The following is a 16,033-nucleotide window of genomic DNA, read 5'->3' as shown; positions in this document are numbered from 1 at the left end:
CGCGTAGCGTAGGCACTATGCAAACCGTCACACCCTGTATCTGGTGCAACGGCACCGCCGACGAGGCCGCGGAGTTCTACGCCGGCGTCTTCCCCGACTCCTCCATCATCCAGACCGATCGTTATCCCACCGAGGGACTCCTCGACTTCCAACAGCCCCTGGCCGGCCAGACCCTGACCCAGCTGCTCGACCTCAACGGCTACCGCATGATGCTCATCAACGCCGGTGATGAATTCGCGCCGAATCCCTCCATCAGCTTCTTCATCAACGTCGATCCCGGAGTATTCGACAATCCCCGCCGCCTCATCGACGAACTGTGGGCGAAGCTGACGGACGGCGGTCACGTCCTGATGCCCCTGGGCGACTACCCGCACTCCGAGTACTACGGCTGGGTGGCGGACAGGTTCGGCGTGAGCTGGCAGCTCATGCTCACCGACCCCGCCGGCGAGCCCCGCCCATTCATCGTCCCGGACCTCATGTTCTGCGGTCCGAACCAGAACCGGGCCACGGAGGCGGTGGACACCTACGTCGGGCTCTTCCGGGACGCCCGGCTGGGCACTCGCGTCCACTATCCCGCGCCGCAGGGCCCCGTGACCACCGAGTCGGTGATCTTCTCCGAGTTCACCGTCCAGGGGGAGTGGCTGGCGGCGATGGATTCCGGCGTCGAGCAGAACTTCACCTTCACCGAGGGGGTCTCCCTCATGGTGGAGGTCCCCGGACAGGAGGAGATCGACCGACTGTGGGCGGTGCTCGCCCACGAGGAGCAGCCCTGCGGCTGGTGCCGCGACGAGTTCGGCGTCAGTTGGCAGATCGTGCCCGACAACCTCGGCGAGCTTTTGCGCCGCCCCGGAGCCTTCGAGACGTTCATGGGAATGACGAGGATCGTCATCGGGGATTTCCCGCCCGCGGCTTAGACGCCAAGCACCTACGTGCCGCAGTAGGTGACGAAGGGGCCGAAGTCGCCGGGCGCCGGGCCGATGAGCTCCGGCATCACCGGGCCCGCCTCGAAGGGGTTGGTCACGGCCTGGAGGAGGCGCTCGTAGGCGCCGAAGTCCCCGTCGACGGCGTCGCGCAGCGCCGCGTCGACGAGGTGGTTGCGGGGGATGTAGACGGGGTTGACCGCCGCCAGCGCCTCGACGTCCACGGCCCGGGTGTGCCACTCCTGCGCCCAGGCGGCGTCGCCGACCAGCCCGGCGAGGCCGGCCGGGGCATTGTCGGCGGCGTCGACAAGCGCGCGTCCGAGGGTCTGGATGTCGGGCCGGGCCTCCGGCAGCCAGTCGAGGAAGCCCGCAACGACGGGGTCCCCGGCGTCGACGCCGAGCGTGCGGGCCGCTTCGGTCCGCCGCGCGGCTTCCCAGCGGTCGGGGAACTCCGCCATCAGTTCCTGGGCCCGGTCGAGCTCGAGCAGCGGGATCATCGCCTCGGCCAGGCGGGCGAGATTCCAGCCGAGGATGCCGGGCTGGTTGCCGAAGGCGTAGCGCCCGCCGGTGTCGATGGAGGAGTAGTACGCGCGGTGGTCGTAGGCGTCGGTGAAGGCACACGGCCCGTAGTCGATGGTCTCGCCGGACAGGGTGGTGTTGTCGGTGTTCATCACGCCGTGGACGAAGCCCAGGCGCATCCACTGCGCGACGGTGGCCAGTTGCGCGTCCCTCACGGCGCGGAAGAAGCCGGCGTGGTCGCCCCGGGCGACGTGCGGGTGGTGGCGGTCGCGGGCGTAGTCGAGCAGGCGGGCCACCAGGTCAAGCTCTTCGCTGCGGTCGCTGAGGCGGGCGAACTGCACCGTGCCGACGCGCAGGTGGGAGGAAGCCACGCGCACCAGCAGGGCGCCCGGCACCGCACCCTCGCGCATGATTCGGCGTCCGGTGGAGACGACCGCGAGCGCGCGGGTGGTGGGCACGCCGAGGGCGTGCATCGCCTCGCTCATGAGGAATTCGCGCAGCATGGGTCCGAGTGCGCCACGCCCGTCGCCGCCGCGGGAGAAGACCGTGGGGCCCGAGCCCTTGAGGTGGATGTCGACGAGGCGGTGGCTGTCAGCGAGCTCGAGTTCGCCGAGCAGCAGCGCGCGCCCGTCGCCGAGTCTGGGGGAGAGCTGCCCGAACTGGTGGCCCGCGTAGCCCATCGCCACCGGCCGCGATCCGGGGACGGTTTCCTGGCCGGTGAGGAAGGCCAGGCCCTCCGCGGTACGCAGCCAGTCGGTGTCCAGGCCGAGCTCCTCGGCCAACGGGTCGTTGAGCACCACCAGCTGCGGGTCGGGCTGGCGCTCGGCGCGCGAGTCGACGACCAGTTCCGGGAAGGCGGTGGCGAAGTCCGAGTGCAGCGTGAATCCAGGAGACATGTTCCCAGGCTAGCGGCCCCTAGGATGATTGACCATGACTAGAACTACCACCGGCACCGTCACCCTGGTCGGCGGAGGTCCCGGCGCCTGGGACCTGATCACCCTGCGTGGCGCACGCGCGCTCGCCGACGCCGACGTCATCCTCGCCGACCACCTCGGACCGGGGGAGGAGATCGACCGTATCCTGGCCGAGGTGGGCGCTCCGGAAAAGGAGCGCGAAATCATCGACGTCGCGAAGCTTCCCTACGGGCGACAGGTCGCGCAGGAGGAGACCAACCGGCTGCTGGTCGAGCACGCCCGCGCCGGGAAGACCGTGGTCCGCCTCAAGGGCGGGGATCCCTATGTCTTTGGGCGAGGTTTCGAGGAGCTCCAGCACTGTGCCGCCGCGGGCGTCGAGTGCCACTCGGTCCCGGGGGTGACCAGCGCTGTTTCGGTCCCCGCCGCCGCCGGGGTGCCGGTGACCCACCGAGGGGTCGTCCACTCCTTCACGGTCGTCTCCGGGCATGTCGCGCCGGGTGATGAGCGCAGCCTCGTCGACTGGTCCGCGCTGGCACGCGTCGGCGGCACCATAGTCGTCATCATGGGGGTGCGTCATGCCCGGGCGATCGCCGCCGCGCTCGTCGCCGCCGGGCTCGACCCCGCGACACCGGCCATCGCCATCCAGGAGGGCACCCTCTCGGGGCAGGTCTCGGTCCGCGCCACGGTCGCCACGCTTGCCGACGAGATGGAGCGCGCCGAGATCGCCAGCCCGGCCGTCTACGTCATCGGTGAGGTGGCGGGGCTCGGCTGACGACCGCCAGGCACCGTCGCCGGCCCGGCCCGCGAGCCCGTATCCCACGCCCGGGGTGCGGGCTCGCAGCCGTTTGACAGGTCTACCCTACCCTGAATGGGGGTATCATAATCCCATTGTGGGCGACTGGCCTGCGGTTTTCGCTGGGGTCATCCGAAATGATTACGAAGATTGCGGATTTTGTGACACGTTATCTCCAACAATCTTTGGGGATTGTAATCCAGATAACACGAGCCACCGTCCTGGTCCATTCGGGCCGGCGGGTGGCCTCCAGACGTCGCCCCCGCGGGCCCGCGCCCCCGGGGGGAGACGCAGTCTTCCGCCACACCACTGAAGGAGCCGGCTGATGAGCCAACCACAACTCACGGCACGCGCGGGGAGGTCGCGCTGGCCGTCGGGGCTGCGTGCGGCACTGGCGACGGTCACCGTCGCCGCCACCGCGGCCCTGAGCGCGTGCGCCAACCTGGGTGGCCTGAACCTGGACACCGTCGGTGCCCCGGACCAGACCACCTATGTCAAGCTCGCCCTCAACCAGACCGAGACGCACCCCAGCTACATCGCCCTGGACAACTTCGCCGAGCGCTTCTCCGAGCGCACCGACGGCCGCTGGGACATCGACATCTTCCCGAACGAACAGCTGGGTTCCCAACAGGAGGTGCTGCAGTTCGTCTCCTCGGGCGCCATCGAGATGGCCATCGTCTCGGGGACGCAGCTGGAGAACCTCAACAAGGACTTCCAGGTCCTCAACATGCCCACAACCTTCAGCGACGTCGAGCACCAGATGCGCGTCATCCGCCAGGACGAGATCGTCGGCGATCTCTTCGACTCGCTCGCGGCCAGCAACAACATCTCCGTCATCGGCGGTTTCACCCAGGGTTCGCGTTCGATCTACACCTCCGGAAGTCCGGTGCTGACACCGGAGGACCTCCACGGCCGCAAGATCCGCGTCCAGGAGTCGGACATGCACATCCGCATGATCCAGCTCATGGGCGGCTCGGCCACCCCGCTGTCCTACGGCGAGGTCTACACCGCCATCCAGTCGGGCGTCCTCGACGGGGCGGAGAACAATGAGGTCTCCTACGTCACGCAGAAGCACAACGAGGTCGCCCCGTTCTGGTCCTACACCAATCACCTGGTGGGCCTGGACTACATGATCATGCGTACCGACCTGCGCGAGGCGATGAGCCCGGCGGACCGCGCCGTCTTCGACGAGGAGTGGGACGCCGCGATGACCGAGCACACCGCACTCTGGGACGAGGAGACCCGGCGCGCCATCGAGCAGGGCGAAGCCGCAGGCGCGGAGTTCGTCACTCCGGACCAGGAGGCGTTCCGCACGGCGCTCGAGCCGATCGCCGACGAGTTCCTCGTCAGCGATCAGCAGCGCGACCTCTACGAGCGCATCCGCGCCGAGGTCGAGCCGGTCGGGGAGGGGAGGTAGGCCATGAGCACACTTCGCACAACCCTCAACACGGTGCTGGCGGTCGTCTCCGTCACGCTTTTCGCACTGCTGGTGGCCACCGTGTCCTGGCAGGTCTTCTCCCGCCAGGTCATCCACGAACCCTCCACCTGGTCCGAGGAATTGGCCAAGATTCTCTTCGTCTGGCTCTCCTTCCTGGGTTCCGCCTTCCTCTTCGGGGAGCGCGGACACATCGCCGTCGACTTCCTCGCCCGCCAACTCTCCCCGATGGGGCAGCGGGTGGCGCAGATCTTCGTGCAGCTGATGATCCTCGTCTTCGCCCTGATGGGCCTGGTCTGGGGCGGCGTACTCGCCGCGCAGATCGCCTGGAACCAGAACCTCACCGCCCTGCCCTTCACCATCGGCTGGGTCTACACCGTCATTCCGCTCGCGGGCGCCTTCATCGCGGTCTTCGCCGTCCTCGACATCATCGGCGTGGCCACCGGGCGCACCGAACCCTATCCGGAGATCGAGGACGCCGAGGGCACGGTCACTGATCTCCCGTCGGGCGAGGGCGTGGCCGAGGCCCACGCCGCCGCCCACGCGGTGACCGGGCACGGCGCCGTCCCCGTGTCCCAGCAGGATCCCGAGCGTCCCGCGGACCCCTCGGGTCCGGGCGCGTCCGAGAAGAAGGAGGATGACCGATAATGCTGACTCCATCCGCCGTTGCGGCACTGATTCTGCTGGTCGGCGTCATCGCGCTGATCGCCGCGTCCGTCCCCATCGCCATCGCCATCGGCCTGCCGTCGCTGCTGGCCGCGATGGCCGTCCTGGGGCCGGAGAACGCCATGCAGGCCGTCGCCCAGCGCATGTTCACGGGCACGAACTCCTTCTCCCTGCTCGCGATCCCCTTCTTCGTCCTGGCCGGCGCGCTGATGAATTCCGGCGGCATCGCCACCCGCCTCATTGACGCCGCCAAGGTCCTGGTCGGGCGCATGCCCGCCAACCTGGCGATGACCAACGTCGTGGCCAACGGACTCTTCGGGTCGGTCTCCGGTGCGGCGGTGGCCTCGGCCTCCGCGATCGGCACGATCATGAGCCCGCGCATGCGCGAGGAGGGCTACGGCCGCGCCTACTCGGCCGCGGTCAACGTCGCCAGCGCGCCCGCTGGCATGCTGCTGCCGCCGTCGAACACCTTCATCGTCTACTCGCTGGTGTCCTCGACCTCGATCGCCGCGCTGTTCATGGCCGGTGTCGGACCGGGCATGCTGTGGCTGCTCGCGGTCCTGCTGATGGCGCTGTACCTGTCCCGGCGCGAGAATTACCGCCGTGAGGTCGAGCACCCCTCACTGGGCCTGATCCTGCTCACGCTGTGGCGGGCGGTGCCCAGCGTCGCGATGATCTTCATCGTCATCGGCGGCATCCTGCTCGGCTGGTTCACCCCGACCGAGTCCGCGGCCATCGCGGTGCTTTACTGCCTGGTCCTGGGCTTCGCCTACCGCAACATCAGGGTGCGGGATCTGCCGGCGATTCTCCTTTCGGCCACGCGCACGACCTCGATCGTCATGCTGCTGGTGGCGGCGTCCTCCGCGCTGTCCTGGGTCATGGCCTTCGCCGGCATCCCCGATCTCATCGCCTCCGGTCTGCTGGGCATCTCGGAGAACAAGATCGTCATCCTGCTGATCATCATGGCCATCCTGCTGGTCATCGGCACCTTCATGGATCCGACCCCGGCCATCCTCATCTTCGTGCCGATCTTCCTGCCGATCGTCACCGAGCTCGGCGTGGATCCGGTCCACTTCGGCGCGATGGTCGTCATGAACCTCTCGCTGGGCGTGATCACGCCGCCGGTGGGCAACGTCCTCTTCGTCGGCGCCCAGGTCGCGGGCCTGCGCATCGAGCCGGTGATCGCCAGGCTCTGGCCATACCTCGTCGCGCTGGTCGTCGCGTTGCTGGTGGTCGCTTTCGTGCCGGCGCTCTCGATCTGGTTGCCGACCCAGTTGGGACTGATGACCCCGCTGGGGGCCGCTTAACCCGCTGGCCGACGCCCGGGCGCCACCGCAGGATCCTGCGGTGGCGCCCGCGTTTTCCACCTAGCTGATGCGGTTGATGCGCCCGCCCCCGCGCAGAAAATTCGCCATGTAGGGGAGCGTGAAGGCGACCCGGCCCCAGCCGGCGGCGTCGATGAGCCCGCGCTCGAGCAGCTTGCCCCGGGTGTCGGTGGTGGCGTTCGGGGTCTTGCCCAGCTCCGCAGCGATCTCCGAGGTGGACACCGCGGCCGCGTCGTCACCGACGTCGAAGACTAGGTCGCTCATCGCCTGCAGGTAGTTCAGCTGCGCGGGTGGCAGCCCCTTGAGGGAGGGGTGGTGGACCTGGACTCCCATCGTCTCGACGGCCTCCTCGCGGATCGCCTCAACGGCGGAGCGGGAGATCGCCGACGACCCATCCCGCGCCGCCGTCCGGAACGCGAGGTAGCCCACCAGCTGCACCAGGTAGGGGTAGCCGCGCGCGATATCGACGGCGGCGGGTACGGCCCGCTCCACGAAGGGCAGACCACCCGACTCGGCGGTTTCCCGCAGCGTGACGGCTGCGTCGGTGTCGGTCAGCGGACCGAGCTCATAGCGCCGCGCCCGCCTCAGGAAGGTCGTGCCGGGCAGGTCGAGCAGCTGGCCGACGCCATGGCTCAGACCAGCCATGACCAGGGCGACCTCCTCGTCGTCGCGCACGAGGTCCTGGTAGCCGTTGGCCAGGGCGGAGAGGGCGTCCGGGTCGGCGTCCTGGACCTCATCGACGGTGATGAGCACGCCCGCCCCACGCAACAGCGACAGCAGTTCGCGCATCCTCGACGTCAGCGTCGGGGCCGGCTTGTCCTCGGCGATCCGGTCCACCTCGATGCGGCCCAGCCCCGTGACGCCCACACCGGTCAGGGCACGCGTCGCCGGGGGATCGAGCTGCCGGATCTTCTCCGGGATGGTGGAGTCGACGAGCACGTCGACGGTGTCCTCCCGGCCGGTGGCCCGCAGCACGATCCAGCCGGCCTCGGCGGCGATGTCCTCCAGCTCGGTGAGCAACACCGTCTTGCCGATGCCGCGGGCGCCCGAGATGATCAGCGAACGGTGCGGATCGCCGGGTCCGTCGGCGATGCCTTCACGGAAATCGTCGAGGATGGTCTGGCGGCCCGCCCAATGGTGCGGGGAGGCGCCGAAGGTCGGACGGAAGGGGTTGCGCGGGCTCATGCCGATGAGTGTAGCGACTTGGCCGGACACGGTTTGATAAATTGATAAATTACATGGGGATGGTCCACGCGACGATGGCCGCGGCGATGAGGACGAAAGTGCCGACCAGCTGCAGCCGGAAGCGCCGACCCGCCGGATGGGCATAGTTGAAGTCGAAACTCATCGGGTCCCGACGCGAAGTCAGCATGGGCATCGGATCCCGGGGGTTCACGTAGGACCCGCCCGGCCGGTAGAGCTGCTGGTTGCCGACCAGGCCCTCCGCCCGGGCGAACTCATCCTCATCGGGATGGACCTCCTCGAGGGTTTGCCTCCGCTCCGCCGCCATCACCCGCACCATCGCCAGCATGCCGAGGAAAGTCGTCGCCGCCAGCACGAACATCGTCAGCCTGGACCCCGCGGTGAAAGCGGGGACGACCGCACACAGCGAGGCATAGGCGACGCCGACGCTGAAACCGAGCAGGACCCAGGCCAGGCCCCTCGAACGGGCGTCAATCCGGTTCCGGATGCGCGTGGCCAGGGAATGGGAGTAGGGCAACGCCACTCCCTCGCTCGCCTGAGAGGTGTCCACCGCGATCAGACGCTTCGCAGAATTCGGCGACAGCAGCGTCGCCGCCAGCCAGGCCAGCAGCGCCAGTATCGGCGTGGCGATCGGCGTCCACAGGTTCTTGTCGTGAACCACCGTGGGCTCGGCGCCGGAGTAGTGGACCGGCAGCGGATCCGGAAGGAAGGGGTAGGTCAGCACGAGCAGGATGATCGTGATCGCCGTGATGGCGAGGGAGCCCAGGCGAAGGGTCCGGTCGGAAACGTGCTGCATGAACCCTGAATTTACCACCGTGCCCGGGTTAAATCCGCGTTTCTCCCGACGCCGGGCCCCGCCAGCGCGGCCGACAGCGGGATGATCACCAGCAGCAGCCACGGCGCCGAACAGGAGCGCCCAGAAGCGGCGCGCCGGGCCGTGCACGGAATTGACGTTGCTTTTGCCGTCCTGGTGTCGGGACGGGGCCGGGAGCACGGGGTCCGCGGGGTTCGAGTGGGGTTCGAGTGGGGCAGGGCGCCGAGGCGGGGCACCAACTCGTCGCCGACGGCAGGGACACCACGACCAGCGTCATGCGCGGCGGCACCGTCACGTTCAGCAAGCTCTTCCCGGCGCCCGGATCCGGCCTGCCGTCGGTGCCCCAGCGCGCGGCGTACCTTAGTTGGTGGACGAGGTCGCTGATTCGACGACCAGCGTCAGCTGTGCCGGAGCGGACAAGGTCATGTCCATCCCGGCTGCCCGGGCCAGTTCCACGACCTCCTCTGCGGAGGCGGCGTCCTTGTCCGCCAGGTGCCGGGCCAGCAGGCCCTTGTGGAATTTGTTGAAGTGGCTGACCACCTTGCCGTCCGGGGTCTCCACCCGCACGGTGACGGCGCGCTTGAGCCGGCCCAGCGCCTGGTAGGCCCCGGAACGCAGATCCAGGACCAGGCCGGCGCCGTCGGCGTCGTCAAGCGCCTCCGTGATCGAGCTGCCGAAGCGCGACTTCAGGGTCCGGCCACCCAGCTTCGTGCCGCCGGAGAGGCGGTAGTGGGGAATCGGGTCCCCGGCGCCGACGACGCCGAAGAGCGCGGAGCCGATGGCCAACCGATCCCAGGTCGGCAGAGTGGCGGGCTCGAGGGCGTCGTAGAGCACACCGGTGTAGCGCAGGATCGCGGGCATCGTCGGGGAGGTGAACAGCCGCTGGTTGGACTCGGCCTCCCGGCGCAGTTTCTCGGAGATCCCGAGGACCCCGAGCGCCTCGTCCACGGGCAGCGCGGCCAGCTCGGTGGCGATCTCGCGGCGGATGGGATTGAGGGTGGGGAAGGAGAGCGCGGCCGGATCCATTGGGGCACCGTCACCGCCGTGAGCCTTGGTTTCGGAAGGAGGCAGGACAATCAGCATGCGCCACAGGCTACCGGGTAGAGTGCCTCCCATGATCACCCGCATGTCTCAGCTTTTCTTGTGCACGCTGCGCGATGACCCCGCTGACGCTGAAGTCCCCTCCCACAAGCTGCTTGTCCGCGCCGGCTACATTCGCCGCGCCGCCCCGGGCATCTACTCCTGGCTGCCGCTGGGCCTGCGCACCCTGCGCAAGATCGAGGACCACGTCCGCAGCGAGATGGACGCCATCGGCGCCCAGGAGATGCTGTTCCCGGGACTGCTCCCGCGCGAGCCTTACCAGACCACCGGTCGCTGGGACGAGTACGGTGACGAGCTCTTCCGTCTCAAGGACCGCAAGGGCGCCGACATGCTGCTCGGTCCGACCCACGAGGAGATGTTCACCGCGACCGTCAAGGATCTGTACGCGTCGTACAAGGACTTCCCGGTCACGCTGTACCAGATCCAGACCAAGTACCGCGATGAGGCGCGTCCGCGCGCGGGGATCCTGCGCGGTCGCGAGTTCGTGATGAAGGACTCCTACTCCTTCGACATGTCGGACGAGGGGCTGGCGGAATCCTACGCGAAGCACCGCACCGCCTACCAGCGCATCTTTGACGGCCTCGGCGTCGACTACGTGATCTGTCAGGCCACCTCCGGGGCCATGGGTGGATCGGCCTCCGAGGAGTTCCTCGCCGTCTCCCCGACGGGTGAGGACACCTTCGTGCGCTCCTCCGACGGTGAGTACGCGGCCAACGTCGAGGCCGTGGTCACCCCGCGCCCGGAGCCGGTCGACTACTCGGCGACCCCGGCCGCGGTCAAGCACGAGACCCCGGTCTCCGAGACCATCGAGACCCTGGTCGAGTGGGCCAACGGGGCCGGAATCCAGGTCGAGGGCCGCGCCGTCACGGCCGCCGACACCCTCAAGTGCATGACCGTCGTGGTCACCCGCCTGGACGAGGAGGGCAACGAGGTCGAGGAACTGACCGGCGTGCTGGTCCCGGGCGACCGCGCGCTCGATGAGAAGCGCCTGGAGGCGGCCCTCGAGCCGGCCACCTTCCGCCTGGCCGAGGAGGAGGACTTCAGGAAGCATCCGTTCCTGGTCAAAGGCTACATCGGGCCAGAGGGCCTGAACCGGAACGGTGTGCCCGTCCTGGCCGATCCGCGCATCGCGGAAGGTTCTGCCTGGATCACCGGCGCCGACGAGGACCAGCGCCACTACGTCAACCTCGTCAACGGCCGGGACTTCACCGTCGACGGCTACGTCGAGGCCGCCGAGATCAAGGAGGGTGATCGGGCCCCGGAGGGACACGGCACGCTGAGCCTGGCTCGCGGCATCGAGCTGGGCCACATCTTCCAGCTGGGCCGCAAGTACACCGAGGCCTTCGACGTCCAGATCCTCGACGAGAACGGCAAGCGCTCGGTCCCCACCATGGGTTCCTACGGCGTCGGCGTCTCCCGCCTGATGGCCGCGATCGCCGAGCAGCGCCACGACGAGAAGGGGCTGGTGTGGCCGAAGCAGATCGCCCCGTACCAGGTCCACGTCGCCGTCGCCAACAAGGACGCCGCCGCCGTGTCGGCCGGTGACGAGCTGGTCGCCGCCCTCGACGCCGCCGGCGTCGAGGTTCTCTTCGATGATCGCCCGAAGGTCTCCCCGGGCGTGAAGTTCAAGGACGCCGAGCTGCTCGGCATGCCTTTCGCCGTCATCCTGGGCCGCGCCTTCGCTGAGGGCAACGTCGAGTTGCGCGTGCGCGGCGGCGAGACCTCCGAGGTCCCCTACGAGGGCGTCGTCGAGCGCCTGCTCGAGCTGGTCCGTGGCTGAGCCCCGGCTGATCCGCACCACCATCGACTCGCCGGAGGCGAAGGTGCTGGTCGACGCCATCTCCGCGGACTACCTCGAGCGCTACGGCGAGCGGGAGGACATCGATCCGGCCGAGGAGCTCGCGCGCTATCCGGCCGAACTGATGACCTCGCCGTACGGCGGCTTCTACCTGCTCGAGTTGGACGGCGAGATCGTCGCCGGCGGCGGTTTCATGTATCTCGACGACGAGACCGCCGAGATCAAGCGGGTCTGGACCTCGGCCGCGCACCGGCGCCGGGGGCTGTCGAGGCGCATCATCACGCTGCTCGAGTCGGAGATCGTGGCCCGCGGTTATCGCAACGCCTACCTGACCACCGGCCCGTTGCAGCCGGAGGCCAAGGCGATGTACCTCCACCTCGGTTTCACGCCGCTCTACGACACCACGGTTGATTCAACGGAACTTCCCTACCTGGGGTTCGAGAAGGTGCTGGCCCCGGACAACCCGGGGGTGCACGTGCCGAAGGCGCTCGGGGAGCGGGCCGAGCGGCACCGCCGGATCCTCGCGGCTCTCGAGGACCCGGAGGCGGGCCCGATCACGCGTCTGCGCGACCTGTAACCGCCTCAGTGGTGGCCGTCCGGGGATCGACCTTCGAGTCGACCCGGGACGGCCACCAGAACTTTTCCCCGAGAAGCTGGACGATCGACGGCACCAGCAGGGTGCGCACGACCAGGGTGTCCAGCAGGACGCCGATGCAGATGACGATGCCGATCTGGGCGAGGACCACCAACGGCAGCACACCCAGGGCGGCGAACACCGCGGCCAGCAGGATGCCGGCCGAGGTGATGACGCCGCCGGTCGCGGACAGCGCGGTGAGCACACCTTCCTTGGTGCCGACCCGGCGGGCGTCGTCACGGGCCCGGGTGATGAGGAAGATCGTGTAGTCGATGCCCAGCGCCACCAAGAACACGAAGGAGTAGAGCGGGGTGGTGGAGTCGAAGGTGGTGAAACCCAGGACACCGGTGGAGATCCACCAGCCCAGGCCGAGCGCCGCGAGGTTCGTCAGGAGCACGGAGGCGACCATGATGAGCGGGGCGACCAGTGAGCGCAGCACGAGCACCAGGGCCAGGAAGATCAGCGCGAGAACGAGCGGGAAGATGATGCCGCGGTCACGTTCGGCGGCCTGTTCCGTGTCGTAGAGCTGCGCGTCCTGGCCACCGACGAGAGCGTCAGTGCCAGTCAGCGTCTCCCGCAGCTGCCCGGTGTCGGCCTCGGTGGAGACCTGGAGCGCCGTCCAGCCGTCGACCGGTTGTCCGGACGGGGTGACCGTGGCCCCGGTCTCCTCCAGCACCGCGGTGACGTCCTCAGGCTGTGTCGTGGCGACCTGGGCCGGGGTGGCGGACTGGTTCGGGAAAGCTTGGCCGAGGTCCTCGGCGGCGGTGATCGACTCCGGGGTGTCGAGGAACTGCTCGGCCTGGCTCAGGCCGGTCGAGATCTGCAAGGCGCCGAGCGAGGCGACCGCCAGCAGCGCCAGGGAGGCGCCGGCGATCACGCCCGGACGTCGGCGCACCCGGCCACCGATGCGGTCCCAGAACCGGTGGTTGACCTCGGTTCCGTAGTCCGGCCGCTTGGGCCAGAAGATCCAGCGACCAAAGAGGACGAGCATTCCGGGTAGGCAGAACACCGCGAAGAAGAGGGCGATGAGCACGCCCACGGCGGAGGCCAGACCCAGGCCACGGGTGGACGGGGTCAGCGAGAGAAGCAGGCAGCCGACGCCGATGGCGACGGTGACCGCGGACAAGGTCACGGTCTTCGCCGTCGGCCCCCAGGCCGCGGCCATGGCGGCAAAGCGGTCCTCGTGTCTGGTCAGCTCGTCGCGGTAGCGGGAGATCAGCAGCAGGGCGTAGTTGGTGCCGGCGCCGAAGACCAGCACGGAAAGGATGCCGAGGGTGGACTCGTCCCAGCTGGCCCCCACGGCCGCGAGCACCCAGGTCACGACGGTGGCCGCGACCCGGTCGGCGACGCCGATGACCAGCAGTGGCACGATCCACAGGATGGGCGAGCGGTAGGTGACCACCAGCAGGACGGCCACGATGGCCGCGGTGACGCCCAGGAGCAGGAAGGACGCTCCGGAGAACACGTTGGACAGGTCGGCCTGGATGGCGGCGGGGCCGGTGACCCGCCCGGTCACTCCCTCGGGAACGGCCGCCGCGACCTGATCGCGCAGCTCGTTGACCGCCTCGGCGTTACCGGTCAACCCCTCGGCCTCGACCTGTACGGGGATGAGCGCCGCCGTGAGGTCCTCGTTCGGGATGGCGGGGCCGCCGAACTGTTCGCCCAGGGGCGCCAGCTGCGCGGGGTTGATCGGGCCCTCGAGGAAGATGAGTGCGGTGTTGCCGTTGTCACCCGGCTGGGCGTCGACGATCTCGGCGACGCGGCTGGAATCGGCCCCGTCCGGGAGAGACGCGGTGGGATTCACCGGTTTCGTCGCGGCGCCGGCGAATAGCGCGCCGAACCCGAGGACCAGGATGAGGAGGGCCACCCAGCGGGATGTGTGGGCGGAGCGGACTGACATGACGGTTGCCTTTCTGGTCAGGTGCTTCTACAGGTTTCCCACAGTACGCGGGCAGTTCCGCGTGATGGGCCGACGCCTGGATCGGGACCTTTCAATGACCCGTGATTGAATAAACCCCTGAATCGGTGAGGAACGGGAGAAGGACATGGCTGGACGGCTGCGGGCACGACTGGGCGGCTATCTCAGGGCGCTGCCACTGGGTTCCTACGGCTTCGTCATGGCCACCGGAATCGTCGCTGTCGGGCTGCATCACATCGGCCTGGGCGCGGTCTCGTGGACGATGACGGCCGTGGCCGCCGTCGCCTATGTGCTCCTGGTCGTGGCCAACGCGACACGGCTGCTGCGCTGGCCCCGCCTGGTCGCCCTGGACCTGCGCAACCCGGGGCGGTCCTTCGGCTCCTTCACCTTCATCGCCGGCACCAACGTCCTGGGCGTCGCCCTCGCGGAGCACGGTCACGGACTCCCCGCGTTGATCCTGCTGATCGTCTCGGTGGTGGCCGGGGTGGCCCTCGGTTACGTCGTGCCGTGGCTGGCTGTTCTCGGCGGGCCGACCCCGCCGCTGAAGCACGTCGACGGTTCCTGGTTCGTGTGGGTGGTGGCGGCGCAGTCCATCGCCGTCCTCGCCACGACATTGGCCCCGGTGTTCCCGGAGTGGGCCCGGGGCCTGTCGACGATCGCGGTCCTCGGCTGGTCCTCCGGAACGGTGCTCTACTTTGTCGTCGCCGCCCTCGTCGTGGTCCGCCTCGCCAGCCAGCCGGTGGGGCCGGCGGACATGAACCAGTCCTACTGGGTGACGATGGGGGCGATGGCGATCACCGTGGTCGGCGGTTCGCAGATCGTGTCCCTGCCCCCGGAGAGTTCGCCGATGGTCACGGCCACGCAGGGCCTCATCGCCGGCGTCGGGGTCATCATGTGGTCCTTCGCCTCGGCGCTCATCCCGGCGCTGCTGGCGATCGGGTACTGGCGCCACATCGTGCACCGCATCCCGCTGCACTACAGCACCGCGCAGTGGAGCATGGTCTTCCCGCTGGGGATGTACGCGGTGGCCGGCATCCAGCTCGGGGAGGCGGACAGTCTGCCGCTGACGGCGACCGTCGGCGGCGCCTGGGTCTGGGTGGGGGTGCTGGCCTGGTCGCTGACGCTGGGCACGATGGTCGTGTCCCTGAGCAAGGGCCGCCGCAACCAGCTGCCCGCGCTACCGCGCTAGGGCAGAATCCTCGAGGGCGCGGGCGGCGTCACCGGCCAGGGCGAGAAACCAGCCCAGCGACGCCCCGTCGACCTGGGCGGCCGCCTGCGCCCACGACTGCACCAGGGAGTGCTCGACGTCGACGGCGAAGGAACGTGCACCGGCCGGATCCGAGGGGGCCTCCGTCTCGGGGACGGCGTAACCGGCCTCGGCGACCGGCACGTCACCGGTGGGGCCCAGGGCGTCTTCCAGAAGTCTGACCCGGGTGTCGTGGGCGTCGATGAGCGTATCCAGGGCGGCCGTGTCGGCCGGGTCCGTGTACGCCTGGGCCAGATCCAGCGCGTAGACGGCGGCGAATTCGCGGCGCAGAAGATCCCTGGCGAGCTCGGCGTCCGCCGGGCTCAGCTCCGGAGCCGCGGGGGGTTGGTCGGCCAGCGCCGCGAGATCGACGGCCTGCGCGGTGAGCAGTTCGCGCGACTCCGCCGGCGCCGCCGGGATGAGGTCGACGTACTCGGCCAGGGAACCGGCGGCGTCCTCGTGGGCCGTGACCTCCGGATTGGCTCGCTCGTAGTCGCAGGACTCGGGGATCCGGCCCTCCTCGTCGGTGCCGCAGAGGCGCTCGACTTCGGCGAACAGGTCCCGGGCGTGGTGCGCGCGCAGGTCCGCGGCCTCGCCTGACCAGGCCTCGGCGTCCGACTCGGCGAGCTGGCCGAGGGTGAGGACCTGGCTGTTCGCCGAGGGACCCAGAGCGTCGACGACGGAACAGCCGGCCAGCGTGGAGGCCAGGGCGGCGGCGGCGAGCAGGCGGAGACCACGGTTCATGGT

14 protein-coding genes are annotated in these 16,033 nt (G+C 69.1%); 8 read left to right on the top strand and 6 right to left on the bottom strand.

Annotation, left to right across the window (positions count from 1 at the left end; translation table 11 throughout):
- Window positions 1–17 precede the first annotated feature (17 nt).
- Window positions 18–914 (top strand): VOC family protein, encoded by an 897-nt coding sequence (locus tag CGUA_RS07940; RefSeq protein WP_290194490.1) that lies wholly within the window; start codon window positions 18–20, stop codon window positions 912–914.
- A gap of 11 nt (window positions 915–925) precedes the next feature.
- Here the strand turns inward: CGUA_RS07940 and CGUA_RS07935 are convergent, their stop codons facing one another.
- The gene (locus CGUA_RS07935; RefSeq protein WP_290194488.1) at window positions 926–2,335 is read right to left on the bottom strand and encodes a protein adenylyltransferase SelO; all 1,410 of its coding nucleotides are present in this window, start codon (window positions 2,333–2,335) and stop codon (window positions 926–928) included.
- A 34-nt stretch (window positions 2,336–2,369) separates the two neighbouring features.
- Here CGUA_RS07935 and cobA point away from each other — a divergent pair, with 34 nt between their 5' ends.
- The 4 genes from cobA to CGUA_RS07915 all read left to right on the top strand — a co-directional run bounded on the left by cobA (window position 2,370) and on the right by CGUA_RS07915 (window position 6,554).
- Entirely contained in the window at window positions 2,370–3,125 is a 756-nt protein-coding gene (gene cobA / locus CGUA_RS07930; RefSeq protein ID WP_290194486.1) for a uroporphyrinogen-III C-methyltransferase, read from the top strand.
- A 346-nt stretch (window positions 3,126–3,471) separates the two neighbouring features.
- A complete protein-coding gene (locus tag CGUA_RS07925; RefSeq protein WP_290194484.1) occupies window positions 3,472–4,563 on the top strand; it encodes a TRAP transporter substrate-binding protein in 1,092 nt (363 codons plus the stop codon).
- 3 nt (window positions 4,564–4,566) lie between these two features.
- A complete protein-coding gene (locus tag CGUA_RS07920; protein WP_290194483.1) occupies window positions 4,567–5,229 on the top strand; it encodes a TRAP transporter small permease in 663 nt (220 codons plus the stop codon).
- Window positions 5,229–6,554: a TRAP transporter large permease gene (locus CGUA_RS07915; protein WP_290194481.1), complete on the top strand. Its 1,326-nt coding sequence runs from the start codon at window positions 5,229–5,231 to the stop codon at window positions 6,552–6,554. Before CGUA_RS07920 ends, CGUA_RS07915 begins: the two co-directional genes overlap by 1 nt.
- A 60-nt stretch (window positions 6,555–6,614) precedes the next feature.
- Here the strand turns inward: CGUA_RS07915 and CGUA_RS07910 are convergent, their stop codons facing one another.
- The 3 genes from CGUA_RS07910 to yaaA form a co-directional block, all read right to left on the bottom strand.
- The gene (locus CGUA_RS07910) at window positions 6,615–7,757 is read right to left on the bottom strand and encodes an ATP-binding protein (protein ID WP_290194478.1); all 1,143 of its coding nucleotides are present in this window, start codon (window positions 7,755–7,757) and stop codon (window positions 6,615–6,617) included.
- A gap of 49 nt (window positions 7,758–7,806) precedes the next feature.
- The gene (locus CGUA_RS07905) at window positions 7,807–8,571 is read right to left on the bottom strand and encodes a hypothetical protein (protein WP_290194476.1); all 765 of its coding nucleotides are present in this window, start codon (window positions 8,569–8,571) and stop codon (window positions 7,807–7,809) included.
- A gap of 378 nt (window positions 8,572–8,949) precedes the next feature.
- Window positions 8,950–9,672: a peroxide stress protein YaaA gene (gene yaaA / locus CGUA_RS07900; RefSeq protein ID WP_290194474.1), complete on the bottom strand. Its 723-nt coding sequence runs from the start codon at window positions 9,670–9,672 to the stop codon at window positions 8,950–8,952.
- A 31-nt stretch (window positions 9,673–9,703) separates the two neighbouring features.
- On the opposite strand from yaaA, the gene CGUA_RS07895 reads away from it, so the two are divergent.
- Both CGUA_RS07895 and CGUA_RS07890 read left to right on the top strand, forming a co-directional pair.
- Window positions 9,704–11,470, top strand: coding sequence for a proline--tRNA ligase (locus CGUA_RS07895; RefSeq protein WP_290194471.1), 1,767 nt, complete (start codon window positions 9,704–9,706; stop codon window positions 11,468–11,470).
- Window positions 11,463–12,065 (top strand): GNAT family N-acetyltransferase, encoded by a 603-nt coding sequence (locus tag CGUA_RS07890; protein ID WP_290194465.1) that lies wholly within the window; start codon window positions 11,463–11,465, stop codon window positions 12,063–12,065. The genes CGUA_RS07895 and CGUA_RS07890 overlap by 8 nt, the downstream gene beginning before the upstream one ends.
- Here the strand turns inward: CGUA_RS07890 and CGUA_RS07885 are convergent.
- A complete protein-coding gene (locus CGUA_RS07885; RefSeq protein ID WP_290194463.1) occupies window positions 12,043–14,022 on the bottom strand; it encodes an MMPL family transporter in 1,980 nt (659 codons plus the stop codon). The genes CGUA_RS07890 and CGUA_RS07885 overlap by 23 nt on opposite strands.
- Window positions 14,023–14,167: 145 nt before the next feature.
- Here CGUA_RS07885 and CGUA_RS07880 point away from each other — a divergent pair, with 145 nt between their 5' ends.
- Window positions 14,168–15,229: a tellurite resistance/C4-dicarboxylate transporter family protein gene (locus CGUA_RS07880; protein ID WP_290194461.1), complete on the top strand. Its 1,062-nt coding sequence runs from the start codon at window positions 14,168–14,170 to the stop codon at window positions 15,227–15,229.
- Here the strand turns inward: CGUA_RS07880 and CGUA_RS07875 are convergent.
- A complete protein-coding gene (locus tag CGUA_RS07875) occupies window positions 15,218–16,030 on the bottom strand; it encodes a DUF4439 domain-containing protein (protein WP_290194459.1) in 813 nt (270 codons plus the stop codon). The genes CGUA_RS07880 and CGUA_RS07875 overlap by 12 nt on opposite strands.
- Window positions 16,031–16,033: the final 3 nt, after the last annotated feature.

Source organism: Corynebacterium guangdongense (assembly GCF_030408915.1).
Lineage (GTDB): Bacteria > Actinomycetota > Actinomycetes > Mycobacteriales > Mycobacteriaceae > Corynebacterium > Corynebacterium guangdongense.
This window is presented reverse-complemented; position numbering and strand designations above follow the sequence as displayed.